The sequence below is a fragment of the Puniceicoccaceae bacterium genome, from assembly GCA_040224245.1.
Classification (GTDB): domain Bacteria; phylum Verrucomicrobiota; class Verrucomicrobiia; order Opitutales; family JAFGAQ01; genus JAKSBQ01.
Genome location: JBEGIR010000059.1, coordinates 1 through 17,676, shown reverse-complemented (window position 1 = coordinate 17,676; position 17,676 = coordinate 1). Strand labels below are relative to the sequence as shown.

The window sequence follows — 17,676 nt, the reverse complement described above, 5'->3', positions numbered from 1 at the left end:
GGGTTAAAAAGGCAGTCAGTGGGATGCAGGGGTGTTTCATGAATCTGCTTCAACAGTTGCAGCAGGGCAGTGAAGCGTAGGCAGCATCCATATCTGCACGCAGGGCATGCAGATGGCGCAAGGCAAGGTCATGCAGTGTGAGTTCAGGTTCATCCAGCAATGGATGCAGATCCATCGCATATGTGAGGCTTGCTGCACCATCCACCTGATGGCTCTGGTAAAACGTAGCATTGGCCTGCCTCCTGCCCAGTGTGGCAGTGGTGTAGCTTTTGCCCCCCACAATCTGCGAGGCAAAGACGTCGAGCAACTGCCGCGCAAGCTCAGGATGCGCGTCCGTTGACAGCGCAATCTTGTCCTCATCGCGCAACCAGTCGAGTCCGCGCCACACCTCACATCCATAGATGCGTTCAGGTCGAAATGCGGGTTCGAGAGAACGCAATGCACTCACACAATGCGTGAGCACCGCGAGGTGACTGGGGTGTTTGTCCGCGGGATTGTGCAGGTAGAGCGTGTGGGGTCGACAGCTGCGGAGGAACTGAGCCAGCACATTCACAACCGCATGAGACGGACTCGCTGATTTCACCTCACTGCTCGGAAAACCAAGCTGGGCCTGAAAACTGTAGCGTCCAATATCAGCCGCACGGTTTTGCTCCTCAAAGCGCACCGCCTTCATCTGTTCATCGCTGTAGTGCGCATAGGGTCCCGTGCGCGCGCTTCCACCACCGTCCGTCACGGTAATGCCCCCAAACCATTGCCCGGCACTGTCGTAGCAGGTCGCGATACCGTGATAGGCAAAAATCTCGAGGTCGTCCTGATGTGCACCGATGGCCAGGTGAGTTGTGCGCTCAAGTGCCTTTGCGGCGGAAATACCATCCGGGATATGCAGAAATTGAGAGAGTTCAGTAGCGTTCATGGCAAATGGAATCAGGTTGTTATTTTCAGATGGGGAACCGACGCAGCCACAATCGCCTGACCGTGACGCCGGAAGGTTTCGTCGGGCACATGGATGGTCAGCGGTGGTTCCGCAGGGTCGAGCACTTCATCCAGCACTTGCTGCGCACGACGAACGATGCATGCACCCGCTGCTCCGGAAACGACTCGCCCCATGAGCACGAGGTGTTCAAAGGTATAATATTGACGCCAGTACACCAAGGTTTCCCCAAGGAAAATTCCGATTTGCTCGAAGATGCTCAAGGCAAGCGTGTTTCCCTTCTTTGCAAGATCCTGAACCGTCCGCAGCCCCTCAGCTGCATCCACCCCTTCGGGCAGCCCGATGCCCAGCTCCCCCGCCAGACGCAATACCGACTGTTGGGAAAAATACTGAACTCCGCAACCCACATCACCCGACCACTCATCGACAGCAGCGTCAGTGCGCCAATCCACGGGACAAAACGCCAGCTCATTCAGTTGTCCCCCCACCTGTCCCTGCGGATCGACATAGCCAGCAGCGAGACTCGTTCCCATCGCGATTCCAAGCACACCGTTGACGCCCAGCCATTGGGCACCCGCCAGTGCGGCAATATCGCCATCGTTGAGCAGGGTTACCGGAACGCCACCCCACTCATCGCTCAGGTTGCGAAAAAAGGGTCGGACTTCGGTTTCCATCTGGTGCTCGGACAATCCGCGAAACAGCGAAGCAACCTGAGGAACATGATCAATCATCACACCGGCACTGCTTCCGCCAATTGCATCGACGCGCGGAAGATGAGCCGCCGCACGTCGCAGGCAATCCCGCACACCGGAAATGTGATACTCTGGGTTCGGTTGATGATAGGGGTCCCACGGAATCTCCTCTGAGTAGACCACCTTACCGTCGATCAGGGCGGCACATTTCCGGTCGGATCCGCCAAGATCGTATCCGATTCGACAACCGTCCAACTTTTCCCGCACTGCGCTCGGGATGCATGCCTTTTGCGGCGGCATTGAGGGTGCACCCAGGTGAAAGCGAAGGGGTTGATGATAGACCTGCCCCGCAAGGAAGCGCACATCAAAGGCCCTGGAACCTTGGCTACCGTAGCAGTGCTGCAGCAGCTTCACAAGGTCAGCTCGATCCTGCAACCAGATCTCACAGCCCCCATGCAGCCAAAGCAGGGTCTTCACCGTGCGCTCCACACGGCGAAAGGTCGCTGCACTTTCGTCGCTAACGGGATCGCTGGAAATGCGGCAGGTCACCGCTTTGCAGTGTCCTGCAGGATCCGAAATCACAATCCTCAAATCCTCGGTGGCAGTGCCACTGCTCTGGAGTTCCTGCTCATAGGATTTGATCCAGCGGTGCGCGGAGCAAAATCCCGATTCCGCGATCCGGGGGGGTGTGCTCAGGTCGTCCATGGATCCCATTTTACAAAACATTCGAGGGCTTCATATTCGGCCAATCCGAGCTGGTCATACTGCTGAGCGGTTGCCCGATTGCGCGCACGTGTCTGCTCCCAAAGTTCGAGATGATCAGGTTGCACCAGTGGCATCTGACTCATCTGGGAGCGGTGTTGGTAGATGGCCTGTACCTTGCGCACCAACTCATCCGGACTGCACGGTACCGCCATGTCCACTTCATCGAGTGGCCACTCCCGGCTGCCCGCCGCAAACTGCCAGAACCAGCAATCGGCGAGCCAGGCTTCCTGTTGCAGTTGCGAGAGCACCTGCCGCAGCACCTGAAAGCATTTGGCATGTACCGAACTCGGGTCGGCATCAGAACCCGTGAAAAAAATCTGGTGTGGACGTCGTGTTTCAATCACCTCACGCAGGACGTTGACATCCGCATCGCTCCAAAGGAACTGCCGATAGCGCCCCTGTTCATAAAACGGCAAGTCCAGAAAAGTCACATGGTCATCCGGCAAGGCACAGATCTTCAGTGCTGCTCTCGCCTCACTGCGCCTCAGGAACCCCTTCAAACGACGCAGCATGGGGCTGTCCTCATCGGTTTCCTTCTTCGTGCGCAGGTCCTGCAGTGCTGCCTCGGCGATGGAATCCTGTGCATCCGCACCCGCCTCGAGCATGAATTCCGCTACCCAGCGCGCATCTGCATCGGGCACTCCAAGGTTGCCGGAGGTGAGGTAGACCACCGCAACATCATGGCCCTGCATGATGAGCCGGTTCAGGGTGCCCGCCATCGCCAGCATGTCATCCAGAGGTTCGGGACTGAGGATGAGCACTCGCTTGGAGGCGGGGTCCGCCCGCTCCGGTCGATGACTGTCGTCGGTATTGGGTTTTCCTCCCGGCCACCCCGTGATGGTGTGCTGAACTTCATTAAAAACGCGGATGTTCAGATTATAGGCCGGCCCTTCCTCCGTGACCAGATCCGCCAAACCATTCTCCTGGTAATCCTTGTCCACCAGTCGCAATAAGGGTTTGCGCAGGCGAAGTGAAAGATCGGTAACCGCACGGCGAACCATCGCCGCATCCCAGTCGGGCATGCTCACCAGCCAGGGATACTTGCAGCGCGTCAACTCGGCGGCAGCCGCACGGTCGATGCAGAAACTCACCCGATCATGCTGCTGCAGAAAACTTGCCGGAACACTGTCCTGCGGAGCTTCTTCAATCGCTTTCTGCAGAATCTCGGCCTTGCCTCGGCCCCATGCCAGCAGAAAGATCTGCCTCGCTGCCAGAATCGTTCCAACTCCCATCGTAATCGCATGACGCGGCACGTTTGCCTCACCCAGAAAATCCTTGGCGGCATCACTGCGCGTCAGACTGTCGAGTGTGACCAGCCGCGTACTCGACCGAACCGACGACCCGGGTTCATTGAACCCGATGTGACCCGTTCTGCCGATGCCCAGAATCTGAATGTCGATACCGCCTGCGTCACGGATCGCCTGATCGTATGCATCACATTGTGCAATGACAGAATCGCGTAGGCAATCGCCACGGGGAATGTGGATCTGCGCATCCGGAATATCCAGGTGGTCAAAAAGCTGAGTGCGCATAAAGCTGTGGTAGCTCTGCGGATGCTCCGGCGAGATCGGATAGTACTCATCCAGATTGAACGTCACCACATTGGAAAAGCTCAACCCCTGCTCGCGATGACGCCGAATCAATTCCCGATAGAGCGGTACTGGTGTCGAGCCAGTCGCCAGACCGAGCACCGCACTCAGACCTTCCTGTTGGCGTTGGCGGATCAGGGATTCAATGGCGTCTGCAACGCGGCTGACGGCCTCCTGCTCGGAATTCGAAATGAGCGTTGGAATGCGTTCCAATCGTGTCGTGCTGTCATTCATTTTGGGTATAGCGCATTGGGATTTATCATCACAGCGTCATCATATCATAGTCTAATACGATAAGTATTTGCAAATTTGACTGATTATTTGATATTTATGACTCATGAGCCAAGCCATCAAACCACTCGACCCGTCGCCCTGGGATATCCCAAATCCACGCAACTATTTCCACGGATTGCAGCTGAGCAACCTGACTCTGGCTGACAACATTCTGCTCTTTCATCGGCGTTCACGCGAGTTTCTGAATGTCCGCAACTTCGAGAGTCGACCCCACCATCGCTTTGTTCTCATCTTCAACTGTGGCACTCCTGGGAGCATCAACGTCGACGGCGACACCTTTCATTTTCAACCCGGACAAGCGTTCCTGATCGCACCGCTTCAGTTCCATTTCTACCTGGACATTCCTGACGAACGCATTTCCTGGCTCTACATGACTTTTTTATCGGATCAACCCGATCTGCTGATTCCCCTGCGCAATGCACCCGTATGGCTGCATCGTGAAGACTGGCGCATCCTCGATACGATTGGCACCCAATATCGCAGCCTCATCGATCCCATTCTGACCGATCACCATGTCACTGTGGACACGAATATCTGGATTCTGCAATGCAATCGACTGATCCAGCGCTTGCTGAACAGTGCCACTTCGGCTGGCAAATTGCCCGAAATCGCAAAACGCTCCAAATCTCACCAGGACGAATTCCTGCTATCCCGAGTCAACGAATTTCTCGAAAAAGACACCTTTCAGCAGGCCAACCTTCCCGAACTTGCCAAAAAGTTGCACATTTCCCCGAGTCATCTGCGCAGGCGCTTCAAAGCGATCACCGGACTGAGTCTTGGCACCTATCACCTCAATTATCGCATGAATCGTGCGATCAAATACCTACTCAATACGGACACTTCACTCACCGAAATTGCCGAATTGTGCGGCTACGATTCAATCTCCGCGTTCAGCCGCAGCTTCAAACTGCGCTTTGGAGTCTCTCCTTCCCAATACCGCAAGCAATACACTACCTGAACAGGTTCGCTTAAAAAAAGGGCACCCGGTTGCTGAACCGGATGCCCTGAGTTGTGAGTGGATAACCCCTGGATAGTGATAACGCTAGAAACTGAAAGTATTGGTGAGGGCCCAGCTCATGCCATCCGCGATACGGTGGGCGGCAACCTGACCGTCGGGATTGACCGAAATGGGCACCAGTCGGGCAGATTCGCCCACGTTACGGAGGTTGAGCTGCACACGCCAGGAGACTTTGTCGGTCAATTCACGTCCGTAGCCCAGCCATAGATCCACGTTGCTCTCGGCACCTCCATGGATGGGTCGATGCACGTCGAGCTTGGTGCGGGTATCATCGAGTTCGTAGCCAAGAATGGCATCATCCTGCCAGCGCAAGGCTCCACCTACGTTGAATCCCGAGAATACCCCATCGCTGAAGCGATACCCTGTGATCAGGTTGAAGCGCCAGGGACGGATTTCAGGAGCCGACTGCCCGTTGGCATCGAGCTGAAACTGATAAGGTGCCCAGATCCAGTCCTCGTAGTACTCGCGGAAGGTGCGGTCTCCACCCCACCACAAGCGCTGATCTCCTGCCGGACCCGCATAGCGGTCGTGTTGATATTCGATCCATTCCTGAATCTCGCTGCCAAGATCCGTGCGAACAGCCTTGGTCTTGGAAGCATTGATCGTGAGATTCCAATTGTCAGTCACCCGAGCAGTGAGTTCGAACTCAACGCCCTTGGATTCCTGATTGATCGTCATGGAAGGCAGCAGACCGTTCACACGATTACCACCGGATGCCTGAATCGTTCCCACCGTATCGTAGGGATTCCAGGTGCCATTGGCGATCATGGTACGACGATCTTCGAACGACCCCTGTGCCTTGGACACATCAATTGGCAACCCCCAGGCGTCAAAGTAGGCCTGGCTCGGCATGGTGGCATACCAGTCTGCGATGGAAGCAAACAGTGCCTGATTTGACGGATGATTGATTGCCTCCTCGGAGAATGGTGCGTTTTCCCAGCCCTCCTGCCCCCATCGACCATCGTCGATCAGGCCATAGTTCGACGCCCAGCTCATACCGGGCAGTTCTCCGGCCCAATAGAGTTCGGCAGTCCAGACGGCAGCCGTACCCCAGGCTTCACTCATGTGCATGAACCAGGACTGCGCCCCCAGCGGACTCGTCGAACCGATATCTGCATTTTCCACCTTGGTTTCATACCAGGTCACACGCAGGGAGATGCGGTCGTCGAGCATGTTGAGCACAAATCCATAGTCCTTGCTGCGGCCTTCCGGACTCGGCAACTCCGCTCCGCTGTAACCCACACGATTGGCCGCGCGGAAATTCTTGGAATCATTGTAAAACAAACTCACGTGTGCATCGAGCGGCAGGCGGTCGCGAAACCAGTCCGCCGTGTGAAAGACCGTGCCCCAACTGACGGTTTCACCAGACTTGACAAACGATTCGCCCTCGACCTTTTCATTCGAAAAATCGGAACTGACCACGCCCGTCAGGGGATCAGCCTGACCCGAGGTTCCCCAGGTTTCAATTTCATCGTGACGCCAGCCAAAGGTCGGTACCAGCATGCCATCCCACCAGTAGCCCTGCCAGGTGAGACCGTAGGATTCGAGAACCTCGGTGCGCTTGACCGAACTGGTCGTAAGTGCATCCCGGTCTCCCTGCTCAGCGTTGAGTACCGACACGGTCATTTCCTTCAGCCCGACATAGTTTGCCGGATTTTCGGACTGTGTACTGGTTCCTCCACTGAATGGCAGGCGATACGCGGCACTCGGGTCCACATCTGGTGCATTCCAATGGGAGTCAAACACCAGGGCCGTCGCATTGCCACGCGGGCTGATGCGCTCGGTCAGTCCAGATAAGTTCAGCCCGTGCGGTGAGTTGGTATTGCGCAGATCCCCGCTCAGATAGACTGCAAAATTGACCGATCGGTCGTAACCATCAACCATAAGACTGCCATCCATGGACTGCGCATAATCCGGTGTCGTCCCAAACAAACGCCACACGCGCTCATCGCTGTCACTTTCATCGCGATTGGCAAGCACCGTAAAAATGTTGCGCCCGATCAGGCGAGCCATCCAGGAGTCGTCACGGAAGAAATCCGATCCATACAGCTCACCGAAGGCGGTGAAACGCAAGTTCGTGCGGGTTGTCTCGCGGGAGGAACCCGTCGGACGGTCCACACTGGTGTAAGCACGTCCAACAAAGGGGTTAAGGTGCCCACCCTGTACGGTGGACGGTTCCGGAACACCGCCGCCCTGCTCCGGAGGAATCGCAGTCGGGTATTCTGTCGGGATCAGGTTGGTGTGCGTGTTCAAATCCACCCCGATGAAGGGACGATACCCAAGCAGGCTCCAATTTTCCTCATGATAGTTTTGGCGGTCGAACACAAACTCATAGCCCACGCGACTGTAGAAGACCTGGTCAAAGGCCAGATTCACTGCAGTCCAGTCGGACAGTTCCCGCTTGTTGTCACCATCGATGAGCCGGTTGTAGTAGTCAAAGACACTGCGATCTGTCAGGTGAAAGTCCTTGTAAAAGTCCTTGCTGGCACCGGGATAGCGATCTGGATACTCGGCGTTAACGTTTTTGGTGTACTCGTTGAATCCCGCTACCGCCATCTGACGGGAGAAGGTGTAGCCGCTGATACCGCGGTCAATGGAGCCATCAGGACCAATCCCGAAATTCTTGCCAGCGGTCGGTGTGCGAACCCAGCTGGGATTCGGATTGCCGTTGTCGTAAAAGAAGGCAATTCCTGTATTGGCGATGCCCGGCATGTCATTGCCCAGCCATGGCTGATTGATCCAGGGATTGAGCGAGACACTCGCACCTCCACGGTCCAACTGGGCACCAAAGTTCCAGGCCCAGGCGGGATCCCAAGTGCCCTGACCCAGCCCCGTCCACCAGGGTGTGATGAAATCCACCGGTGTCAGAATCCGGGGACGATTGGCTTCGATCTCCCCGCGCTCGGCATTTGCACGAAAGTTCGTCTTCACATGATCACCAAACCATTTCGGCTGGTAACTCAGGGCTGCATAAATGCGCTGATCTTCCTCAAAGGCGGGTTCTTGCCGAAACTTCTGATCGTCGTGCAGCAACGTTACGCGCACCGCTAACTCATCCGGGATGAGCACGCGATTGTAGTCGAGGCTGTTGCGCACGCTGTCATAGCTGCCAAAGACATTCTCAAATTTTCCACCGTTCTCGAAGTAAGGCACCACTGTGGCGGTATTGATGATACCGGCAGGGCTGCCGACCCCGAACAGAATGGAGTTGGGACCGCGCTGCAGTTCCACACGGTCGACGTTGTAGGAATCCCAGGGAATATTGGACAGGAAATAGTTGCGCGTATTATCCGCCGCATCCAATCCACGAACACGGGTATTGGTACTCGGTGCGGTGAGGTTGCGCCCTTCCCCGATGCCCTGCGTATTGCCTACTCCAGCGAAGTTACCAAAGATGCCGCCAACTTCCGTGTTGGTGGTGTACTGCAGCAGGGTTTCGTTGCCCTTTGCTCCGGTATCTTCAAGAAACTGAGAGGTGATGACACTGATCGACGAAGCGAGATCCTTGAGGTCGGTGCGAACGCGCGTTCCCGCAAGGGTCGCAGTGGCCTGATAGCCCGTACCGGCATCAGATTCTACCGTGAAGGGCGATAGTTCATAAACATCGTCATCGATTTCGGATAGCTCGTCCTGAGCGACGAGAACTGTCAGCGAACTGAACAGCGCAAGCGTGGAAAAAACGGTCCACGGCCGGGGGAGTTTGCAATTAGTCATAGGTTTGACAGTGATGAGTTTTTTCGATGCAAAGCAGTGCAATCAATCGAACTGTCTGGCATTCTAGCAGAGCGCCACGAGTCAAATTTTGCTAAAATTGCGCATCCTCTTGATTTATTTGATCATTTTGAGATTTCAGGCAAATCAAAGTCGGGAGCATGAATGCCATGGCGGTCGCTCTTTAACGACAAAAGCCCGGCTCAAATGAACCGGGCCTGCATAGAATCAACAGTCGTTAAGGACAGATCAACTCACGCCCACACCCAGGGATTCTCCCTGTTCCCGCTTCGCATGCGCATCCCAGTAGAGCGCTGCTGCACCGAGCACAGGACTGTCTGCGAGTGACGACGCGTACAGTTTCAGGCGCTCGACACAATGCACATAGGGAAAGCGCTGCAGTGCGTGGCGGACTCCGGGTTCAAAGAGCGGAAAATCCCGGCGGATGGAACCGCCAAAAATCACTGCCTCAGGATCATAGGCAAACAGGATCGTCTGCAGCAAATTGCCGAGATGCTCCCCAAATGCATGCATCGCACGGATTGCAGCATGCTCTCCCGCACGGGCCTGTTCACTGACCACCCTTCCTTCCATACCCAGTAAGCGTTTGAAGAATTTGCCACTGCAATAGTCCTCAAAAATACTTTCGAGATAAGGGATGCTGCCAAACTCTCCTGCACAACAACTGGTACCCTCGTAGAGGCGATCATGGATGACCACACCTCCACCCAGGCCTGTCCCAAGGGTCAGCCCTACAAAATTGGCATGATGCTTCCCGGCACCGTAGTATTTTTCTCCTATGGCAAAGCAGTTTGCATCATTGTTCACGTAGACAGGTACAGCAAAGCGCTCCCGGAGGATTTCTCCCAAATGTACTTCATCCCAGGAGGGAATGTTCTGCATTTGATAGACCGTTCCCGAAGTCACATCGACGAGACTGGGAACTCCCACTCCAATGCCTTGGACCGAGTCCTGCATCAGTTCCTCAATGCACAGGATGAGATCCGCCAGCACTTTTTCTTTGCGCGCGGCACCGTTCACCTGTCGCAAGGAACGCTCCTGCACATGGTTACGGGAGACCAGGCCCGCATGGATTTTCGTTCCGCCCATGTCGACGCCGATGACGCGGTCGTTGCTGGTTAATAGGTTCATGTCTCGCATCATCGCGCAGCAGGGGTTGATGCGTTCTTCCGGAGCAACCTGCGCCATTGAACCGTTGAGTTCGCAATCAGCGGACGTGCCCAAATACCAATCGAAAGGATGTAGGCAAGGGTCACAAAAAGGAACCCCATTGCCAGGCGCAGCCCAATGTGATCCGCGAGAAAACCCACGATCAGCGGGACAATGGCACCGCCCATGATGCCCGTGCAGAGGATTCCTGAAAACGAACCATGATGGCTCGCAACCGAATTGAGTGCCAGTGATACGATGATGGACCACATTACCGACGCAAAAAATCCAACAGCGGGGAAGGCCAACTTTGCCATTTCTTCTCCACTGGTCAGTGCCAGCAGCAGCGCAACCATGGCACCTGCGCTTGCACCGATCAGCACTTTGCGGCTGTCGAAGAGTTTGATCACAACCAGCCCCAGTAGACAGCCAAAAGTCAGCGCCGCCCAAAACCAGGAGACCACATTGGCGCCATCAGTCTGCGGATCCACCCCGTGGTATTGATACAGGAATTCGGAGATCCAGTTTCCAACGCCCTGCTCCGTTCCGACGTAGGCAAAGATCCCCAGAAAGAAGAGCAAACCCGTGCGGCTGCGAATGAGCTGCAGGTAGGATCGCTTGTCCCCCGACTGTTCCTGCTCGGTCAGTTCAATGCGGGGTATGCGCACAACCAACAGGAGCAGCACCATCAACAGTGTCACCAATCCAAAAACCCAGTAGAGCGAGAGCCAAGGCAGTTGCTCTGGCACCGCTTTCCCCAAGACCGCCATGGCACCGGACAAACTGTCCCGCTCGGCAAGCCCTGAAACCAGGTGCTTGTAGACCTGGGGAGCCAGATACGCGCCCGCCCCAAAAAACAACTGCCCGAGAACGGAGAAGGCAGCAAAGTGAGGTTCACCACCAGCTGCACGCAGCAAGGGGTTGATCGTCACCTGAAGCATGGCCATGCCGAGTCCTATCGCAAACAGAGAAATAAGGTACACCCCATAGTTCGGAAGCAGGGCAAAGGCAAATGCCGCCAAGCACGCCAGCGCAAACGGCAGCACAGTCATGAACTTGGCACCCGTGCGGTCGAGCAGAATGCCAGCCGGGATCGACATCACCGCGTAGGCGATGAAAAAGGCAAAGGGCAACAGTCCCGCCATTGCGTTGCTCAGGTCGAAGCTGCGCTTCACCTCCGGGATCAGCGGATTGAGAATGTTTGTGAGAAAGGAGATCACGGCAAAAATCAGGAAGATCAGCGCGACCGTGAAATATCGTGGTTTGTGTGTCATGGCGCTTCCTTTCTCAGTTAAGCGGATTGAGCAGACTCAGGGAAAAGACCGCATTTCGAGTCGAGTCCTGATCGGGATATCGCACCCGCACGGTGCGGGTTTCTCCCGGACACAGACTCAGGTAATTATCCTGCCAATACACGGGAAGGATGGCTTCTCCACTCACGTTCTCACGGATCATCAGCTCCACAAAAAACGCGATGTGATCAGAGGCGTTGGTCAGCGTCACTTCCGCAGACTGAAGCCCGTTCACGGATTCACCGAGTTTCCACTCGGATTGCACTTGCGCACCGGGCAGGCTGCGCAATCCGCTGAAGTCTGCCGCTCGGGTAATCGGAGTCTGATACCAGGAACTGACCGGATAGTCCAGCTGCTCACGCTGCTGCGAGAGCCAATAGAAATTCCGGGTGAGTTCTGTTCCATCCGGTCGCTCAATGCGAAGGTCCAGGAAAAACACTGAACCTGGCTCAGCGGACTGAAGCAGTTTTCCGGGCAGATCCGCAATGCGCTGCACCGTCTTGGGTGCCATCACGGTGCGCTTGTCATGTTCCCAGAGGACCTTGGAATTCTGGTCATAGAGCGTGGCCTTGACTTCCAACTCGTGGACTGCGGCATGATCGTCGTTGCTGAGCAGGATTGCCTCGCGGGCATAATCGTAAATCGCCTGCACCGTTTCGTTCGCTTTACGTGCCGCATAGAAGGCACCCGTAGGCATCAGGTAATAATCAAAGAGTTGCCAGAGGTGATTGGGCATGGACGAGTTGTACATCCACTGGATCACCCCCGTTGCCTCTGGCTGGTTGCTCACAAACGCTTCAAACATCGGTCGCATGGCCTCATAGTTGCTCACCTGCGCCCATGCGCTGAACGCCTCAGCACTGTCAAAGCTGCCATAGCGTCGCTCGAAGGGCTGCTTCCACAGTTCAAAGGAACCAAATACGTCGCCGCGACCGGTGTGAAAATCCCACACTTCGTTCATGGGCCAGAGCTTGTCAGCGGGTGTGAATTTTTTCAGGGAATCATACACCACTGGCTGCAAACCAGGTCCGGTTTCGGTGTTGAATCCATAAGCCCCACCGAACTGACGGTCTTCAAACCAGTAGATGGGCGGCACATAGTGGTATGGCCCCTTCATCTTCACCGCAACGGGACCATAGGTTTCACTTTCAAACTTTCGTTCGGCTTCGCCCGCATTGGAACCACTCTTGCAGCCCAGCAAAATCGGGCGGGTACCATCAACCTCGTCGAGGTGTTGGTAGAGAAGGGTTTCCAATTCGGGACGAGGAATGGTGTCGCTGCCAAATACCCAGAGGAAAACCGAAGGATGGTTGCGCAGCCAGAGCACCTGGTCGCGATAGGACGCAGCATGAAAGGCATTTTCTTCGGGGCGGATCAGCAGGTAGCCATCCTCAGGGCGGTGGCAGTAGTTCTCCCACTCCCAGTGACAACTCCACCCGATCATGACCAGCAGACCGTTTTCATCGCAGAGATCATAAAAGCGCTGCGTTGCACCAAAAAATCCCTCCAGGCGAAGTGTATTCAAGTTCATGTGCTTCGCGTATCGCACCTGTGCCTCCAGGCGGTCGGCATGCTCGCGCAGGAACAGATCGTCCACCCAGCCACCGCCGCGAATGAGAACGGGGCGTCCATTGACCTTCCAGCCACGATGCCCCTGGGCATTCAGATAATCGGAAACTTCGCGGATCCCAAACCGCGTGGCCCGCTGCTCAGTCACAGAACTGTCATCGGCAAGTTTTACCTGAGCATGCAGCGTATAGAGTGGTTGTTCACCCATGCCATTGGGCCACCAGACCTTCGGGTCCGTCAGCCGCAGCTGCGCAAAATCGCTGGCCTGGGCGATCAGCTTGCGCGTCTCGCCCGGATCGAGGGTGAAGGGGATTTCAACGGTTTCTGAGTCAAACTGCAGTTCGAGCACCGCATGCTGTAACCCGGTGCTTCGATTGCAGACCTCGCTCTCAATCGTGAGTTCAGCCCACTCGAACGCATTCAGGTCCAGCTGGGTGCGAACGAAGGGAGTTTCGAGACTGATGGGTCCGCTTTGCCGCACTTTTACTGATCGCCAGAGGCCCATGTTTTGATCGGGCGGGTAGGGATTCCAATCCACCCAGCCGATGGAAAGATCGCCTTTTTCAGGTGGGAAAATCTGCACGACCAGCACGTTGTTTTCAGGTTTCACCCGCGTGCTGATGTCAAATCGGTACATCTTGAACGGCCCCTGAAAGGCGTCCCTGTCGGCAAGCAATTCGCCATTGAGCCATACCTTTCCGGTTTGCTGAATGCCTTCAAAAATCAGCTCCACGAAGTCCTTGGGCAATGATGGATCGAGATCAAATTGGCGGCGATACACCCACGGCTGACGATAAGGTGCAGTATCCACCTCCGCGAGGCGCGTACCCACGAAAGGATCGGGCACAGTGCCGCCCTCCACGAGTGCGCCAAACACGGTAGATGGAACGGATATGATGTGTGCACCGGGAAGGGATGCATTTACCTGATGCAGGGAGTCCATCGACTCCACTGTCTCGGGAGGGATCAGTTGCCAATCGTCGATCAGCGCCTTTTCAGAACGGGTTTCACTCCCGGAAATAGCAGTCATGGGAATGCTCGATATCAGGAACATATGGGTCAACAGGGTTTGATAGTTTCGTTTCATGGAATCATCTGCGGATCAATGGGAAATGTCCGGATGCTGCCGGTCTTTCATGACTCCAAGCATAACAAAGCACTAATGGTTAAATTTTGGCATTATTGAACTTCTTTTTGATTTTTATGCTCACAAACTCAAGCACCGCAGCCAAAGGAAGAAATTTTGACTCGGTCACAAAGCACCAATACCCTATTTTGTTTTCGCTGAAAACCTACCATACCACCAATGAAAAAAGCCATCTATCCGGGTACGTTTGATCCCGTAACATTCGGCCACCTTGACGTGCTCACCCGAGGGGCAAAAATCTTCGATGAAGTCATCATGGCGGTCGTGGATTCCAAAACCAAACACCCTCTGTTTTCCATCGAAAAGCGCATTGCGTTGATCGAAGCAAATATTTCACACCTCAGCAATGTGACGGTGATGCCCTTTGATGGACTGGTAGTGGATTTTGCAGTCAAAATGGAAGCCAAAGCCCTCATTCGCGGACTTCGCGCCGTCTCTGACTTTGAATACGAGTTCCAAATGGCTCAGATGAACCGTCTGCTCGATGACAAGGTGGAAACCATCTTCCTCATGCCCAACGAAAAGTATTTTTTCACGTCCTCAAATCTGGTGAAGCAGGTGCACATGTATTCGCACCGCAACACGGGCCTCGTTCCTCCCAATGTGCATGAAGCACTCACCGCTCATTTTAAGGCGATGAAAGATGCCCCCTGACCTCCCCGACTGTAACACTATCCATCCGTTCCCACAGGCATCCTTACTCCGCGGATTCGGCTCCGTTCTTTCGCAGGCGTTGTAAGACCGCTGCCTCTGGCGCAGCCAATGCAGAAAGGTCAATCCCGCTCAGATAATGCTCCGACTGGGCATGCTCACCAACTCCGGCCAGTGCAAGCGCAAGGATAAACCTCCATTTTGGATAGACGTTCTCCCAGTCCACGGAAACCTGACTGAGTCGTGCCAACACCTCGCGGTAACGACCCTGCATGATTTCCCCCATTGCCCAGGTCATGTGATATGCCAATACTTCAGGATGCTCGTCACAGATCTCGTCGATTCTCACAGAGGCTTCCTCCACATCCTGCTGCAACAGAAAGGCATAGTAGGCCCACTCGCTCACAATTGAATCCTGCCTGGGGAAGCGATCCGCAAATCGTTTGAGTTCCTCGAGCAATCGCCCATACTGCTTTTGCTTTAACAGCCTCGCTCCCAGATATTCGACGACACGTTCCGGAGAACCGGAGCGGTTCACCACCTGCTCAAGAAGGGGACGCGTCTCTTCATGAAGTCCCAATCGATCCCCCACCTCGATCAAACTCCACATTTCCCGCGCGTCGTCCACTACCCTTGCTTTAGCTCGGTACCAAAAGTGAGTGGCTTGCGAATGCTCTCCCCGGACTGCCATTAACTGCGCCTTGAGCAGATTGAACCAGAATGCTTCCAGAGGAGGATTGTCATTCGATATCAACACCTCTACGCGATCCCAGTCCTGCGTCATCAGAAGCGCCGCCATCAAAATGGCATAAGCATCCCTTCGACTCAACGCGGTTTCGTTGTCGATCAATTCCACAACTTCGGAATATAGTCGTCGTTGATTGCACCAGCTTGCCAATAAAATCAGCTCTGAATGTGAATCAGGGGACCGTTTCGATTTCAGGTAGTCCAGGCCTTGCTCTGGGCTCAAGAACTGATTTCGGATCTGATATTCAACCCAAAGCAGTTCCTGAGGAAAGGAACCCACTCTTGAAGCCAGCTGATCGACCATTTTTCGCTGTAGTTCCTTTCCCACGTTACCGACACTGATCAGGCGCCAGAGAAACTCATCCTCAAGCAGATCAGGATTTTTCAGCAAAAGTTCCATCTGGTTTTCAGCATCACTGGCCCATTGCTTCACCCCGGACTCAAGTCCCTGTTTGATAAAAAACAACCGGTATCGCATGTGAGTGTTTCGACTCCAGATCAGGTCCTTCGCGTAGCGGTAAGCCAATTCGTGATCACCTGTCAGAGATGCAATTCGGGAGAGATGATAGCTCACCCGAGGATCCGACTCGCGCTGTTCACGCAGCTCGAGCAACATTTCCCGACTTTCGTTCAATTTGCCATTCACCAGCAGGCACTGCACATAGTCGAGGGCATCGTCGTACGGCAATTCCGGTTGAATAGCCCTCGCCTGAGTCCAAAAATCCAGGGCTTCCCGGGGACGGGAAAGCGTCAGAATGGTTCCGAGCACGCGCAGCGGCAGATACCGCTGTGGTTCCAGCTGGTGGGCACTCAATGCTTTTGGCAGTGCTTCTTGAGTTGCTTCCACCGTTTCGGGTCCGCTTTCAAAGCGCGCCAGTGCCTCCCGTGCGAGCCAGTCAGCCCGAAATTCCCTGAATTTCACATACGCGGGCTTCGCGAACACCACCATCCCCAAAACAATGCCGGTCGCGACGACCCAGATTCCCATTCGCTTTCTATTCATCCACTGCTCTGCTTTCGATTACCAACTTAGTTGGACGATTTCATAACGCGAACGTTTTCGCGCAGCCAGTTGTTGCATTGCAGCACATGTTAGCCGAAAAAGTCTCCGATTTTCCAATCCTTTGAAAACAGATTTCCGAGTTATTCGTTAGTATGAATGATCCAAATGTAAATCGTTGGTTTATGTGGCTAAATAAGCTCGCGTTTCTGACGTAGGATTGCAATGAACCCTCACATCATAGGATTCATGATTATCGTGCTTCGCAATTTCATCGCTCACATTATCGCCTTTCTTGCTCTGATTCACTCCTGCACCGCTGTGGTGCTGGACTGGAACCAGACGGATTGGTCGGCTGGCAGTACCAGCCAAATTATCACCAATGTCGGAGGATCGGGATATAACGTGCAAATCACGCTTTCCATTTCGAGTGGCAACTGGGTGACTCTGGACGATACGGCACGCTATGATGGAAACGACGGGCTTTATAATGGAGACGAATCCCTGCAACTCACGGTGGATTTTCTCAACAACATCTACACCAATTCCTATGTGATGGTCGAGATGCGATTCTTAAATGAATACAATTCCATCACTCCGGTAAACAATTTGAGCTTTGATATTTTTGACATCGATCGTGGAGCCGATGTCAAATACAAGGGCAACTCCTACTACACCTACGAGGACGTGATCTGGGGATTCACCTCCTATGACGAAAACTGGAACAGCAGCACCCAGAACCACACTGTCACCACTGGTTCAAATGTCTACACCGATGCAAATGCATCCAGCAACAACCGTCCGCTTTATCGCGGCACACTGGCTGACGGTTCCTACGATGATCAAAACGCCAGTGCTCACGACAGTTCATCCTCTTCCATGAATGTGAGCTGGAACGATCCCGTGAACTACGTGAAATTTTACTACTCGAGCGGCAGCAACGCTCTGTGGGATCAGGATAAACAGCACAAGATCAGTCCCAGCCTGCAGTCCATCGGCATCGGTAACATTTCGTTCGGTGATTCCCTGCAACCCGTCCCCGAAGCCAGCACCGTCATTTCCGCCGGTCTTTTGGGCATCGCTGCACTGGTGCTGGGGTT

At 54.6% G+C, this 17,676-nt stretch carries 11 protein-coding genes; 3 read left to right on the top strand and 8 right to left on the bottom strand.

All coding sequences use genetic code 11. The features are described 5' to 3' along the window. Positions 1-49 precede the first annotated feature (49 nt). From ABQ298_09555 to nagB, 3 genes are read right to left on the bottom strand one after another with little or no spacing between them, the layout of a single operon-like run. The gene (locus ABQ298_09555) at positions 50-913 is read right to left on the bottom strand and encodes a PIG-L family deacetylase (GenBank protein ID MEQ9824618.1); all 864 of its coding nucleotides are present in this window, start codon (positions 911-913) and stop codon (positions 50-52) included. A gap of 11 nt (positions 914-924) precedes the next feature. After that, positions 925-2,328, bottom strand: a complete 1,404-nt coding sequence (locus tag ABQ298_09550) for an ROK family protein (protein ID MEQ9824617.1) — start codon at positions 2,326-2,328, stop codon at positions 925-927. Next, positions 2,316-4,211 (bottom strand): glucosamine-6-phosphate deaminase, encoded by a 1,896-nt coding sequence (nagB, locus tag ABQ298_09545; protein MEQ9824616.1) that lies wholly within the window; start codon positions 4,209-4,211, stop codon positions 2,316-2,318. Before nagB ends, ABQ298_09550 begins: the two co-directional genes overlap by 13 nt. A 103-nt stretch (positions 4,212-4,314) precedes the next feature. On the opposite strand from nagB, the gene ABQ298_09540 reads away from it, so the two are divergent. Beyond that, the gene (locus ABQ298_09540; protein MEQ9824615.1) at positions 4,315-5,229 is read left to right on the top strand and encodes an AraC family transcriptional regulator; all 915 of its coding nucleotides are present in this window, start codon (positions 4,315-4,317) and stop codon (positions 5,227-5,229) included. A gap of 84 nt (positions 5,230-5,313) precedes the next feature. Here ABQ298_09540 and ABQ298_09535 read toward each other — a convergent pair whose 3' ends face one another. The 4 genes from ABQ298_09535 to ABQ298_09520 form a co-directional block, all read right to left on the bottom strand. Further along, on the bottom strand, positions 5,314-9,003 hold the full coding sequence (locus ABQ298_09535; GenBank protein MEQ9824614.1) for a TonB-dependent receptor plug domain-containing protein: 3,690 nt from the start codon (positions 9,001-9,003) through the stop codon (positions 5,314-5,316). Positions 9,004-9,249: 246 nt separating this feature from the next. After that, positions 9,250-10,152, bottom strand: coding sequence for an ROK family protein (locus ABQ298_09530; protein ID MEQ9824613.1), 903 nt, complete (start codon positions 10,150-10,152; stop codon positions 9,250-9,252). Positions 10,153-10,160: 8 nt separating this feature from the next. Then, the gene (locus ABQ298_09525) at positions 10,161-11,444 is read right to left on the bottom strand and encodes an MFS transporter (protein MEQ9824612.1); all 1,284 of its coding nucleotides are present in this window, start codon (positions 11,442-11,444) and stop codon (positions 10,161-10,163) included. 13 nt (positions 11,445-11,457) lie between these two features. Beyond that, positions 11,458-14,118: a glycoside hydrolase family 2 TIM barrel-domain containing protein gene (locus tag ABQ298_09520; protein MEQ9824611.1), complete on the bottom strand. Its 2,661-nt coding sequence runs from the start codon at positions 14,116-14,118 to the stop codon at positions 11,458-11,460. A gap of 219 nt (positions 14,119-14,337) precedes the next feature. Here ABQ298_09520 and coaD point away from each other — a divergent pair, with 219 nt between their 5' ends. Continuing rightward, complete coding sequence (coaD, locus tag ABQ298_09515) at positions 14,338-14,832, top strand: pantetheine-phosphate adenylyltransferase (GenBank protein ID MEQ9824610.1); 495 nt, start codon at positions 14,338-14,340, stop codon at positions 14,830-14,832. A gap of 43 nt (positions 14,833-14,875) precedes the next feature. Here coaD and ABQ298_09510 read toward each other — a convergent pair whose 3' ends face one another. After that, positions 14,876-16,579, bottom strand: coding sequence for a hypothetical protein (locus tag ABQ298_09510; GenBank protein ID MEQ9824609.1), 1,704 nt, complete (start codon positions 16,577-16,579; stop codon positions 14,876-14,878). 246 nt (positions 16,580-16,825) lie between these two features. Here ABQ298_09510 and ABQ298_09505 point away from each other — a divergent pair. After that, positions 16,826-17,676 (top strand): hypothetical protein (locus ABQ298_09505; GenBank protein MEQ9824608.1); only part of this gene is annotated, 851 nt, incomplete at its 3' end.

Coding starts and splice junctions, on each gene's coding strand:
- ABQ298_09525 (MEQ9824612.1), bottom strand. CDS start 11,444: ATGACACACAAACCACGATATTTCACGGTCGCGCTGATCTTCCTGATT.
- ABQ298_09510 (MEQ9824609.1), bottom strand. CDS start 16,579: ATGAATAGAAAGCGAATGGGAATCTGGGTCGTCGCGACCGGCATTGTT.
- ABQ298_09520 (MEQ9824611.1), bottom strand. CDS start 14,118: ATGAAACGAAACTATCAAACCCTGTTGACCCATATGTTCCTGATATCG.
- nagB (MEQ9824616.1), bottom strand. CDS start 4,211: ATGAATGACAGCACGACACGATTGGAACGCATTCCAACGCTCATTTCG.
- ABQ298_09540 (MEQ9824615.1), top strand. CDS start 4,315: ATGAGCCAAGCCATCAAACCACTCGACCCGTCGCCCTGGGATATCCCA.
- ABQ298_09555 (MEQ9824618.1), bottom strand. CDS start 913: ATGAACGCTACTGAACTCTCTCAATTTCTGCATATCCCGGATGGTATT.
- coaD (MEQ9824610.1), top strand. CDS start 14,338: ATGAAAAAAGCCATCTATCCGGGTACGTTTGATCCCGTAACATTCGGC.
- ABQ298_09530 (MEQ9824613.1), bottom strand. CDS start 10,152: ATGAACCTATTAACCAGCAACGACCGCGTCATCGGCGTCGACATGGGC.
- ABQ298_09535 (MEQ9824614.1), bottom strand. CDS start 9,003: ATGACTAATTGCAAACTCCCCCGGCCGTGGACCGTTTTTTCCACGCTT.
- ABQ298_09550 (MEQ9824617.1), bottom strand. CDS start 2,328: ATGGACGACCTGAGCACACCCCCCCGGATCGCGGAATCGGGATTTTGC.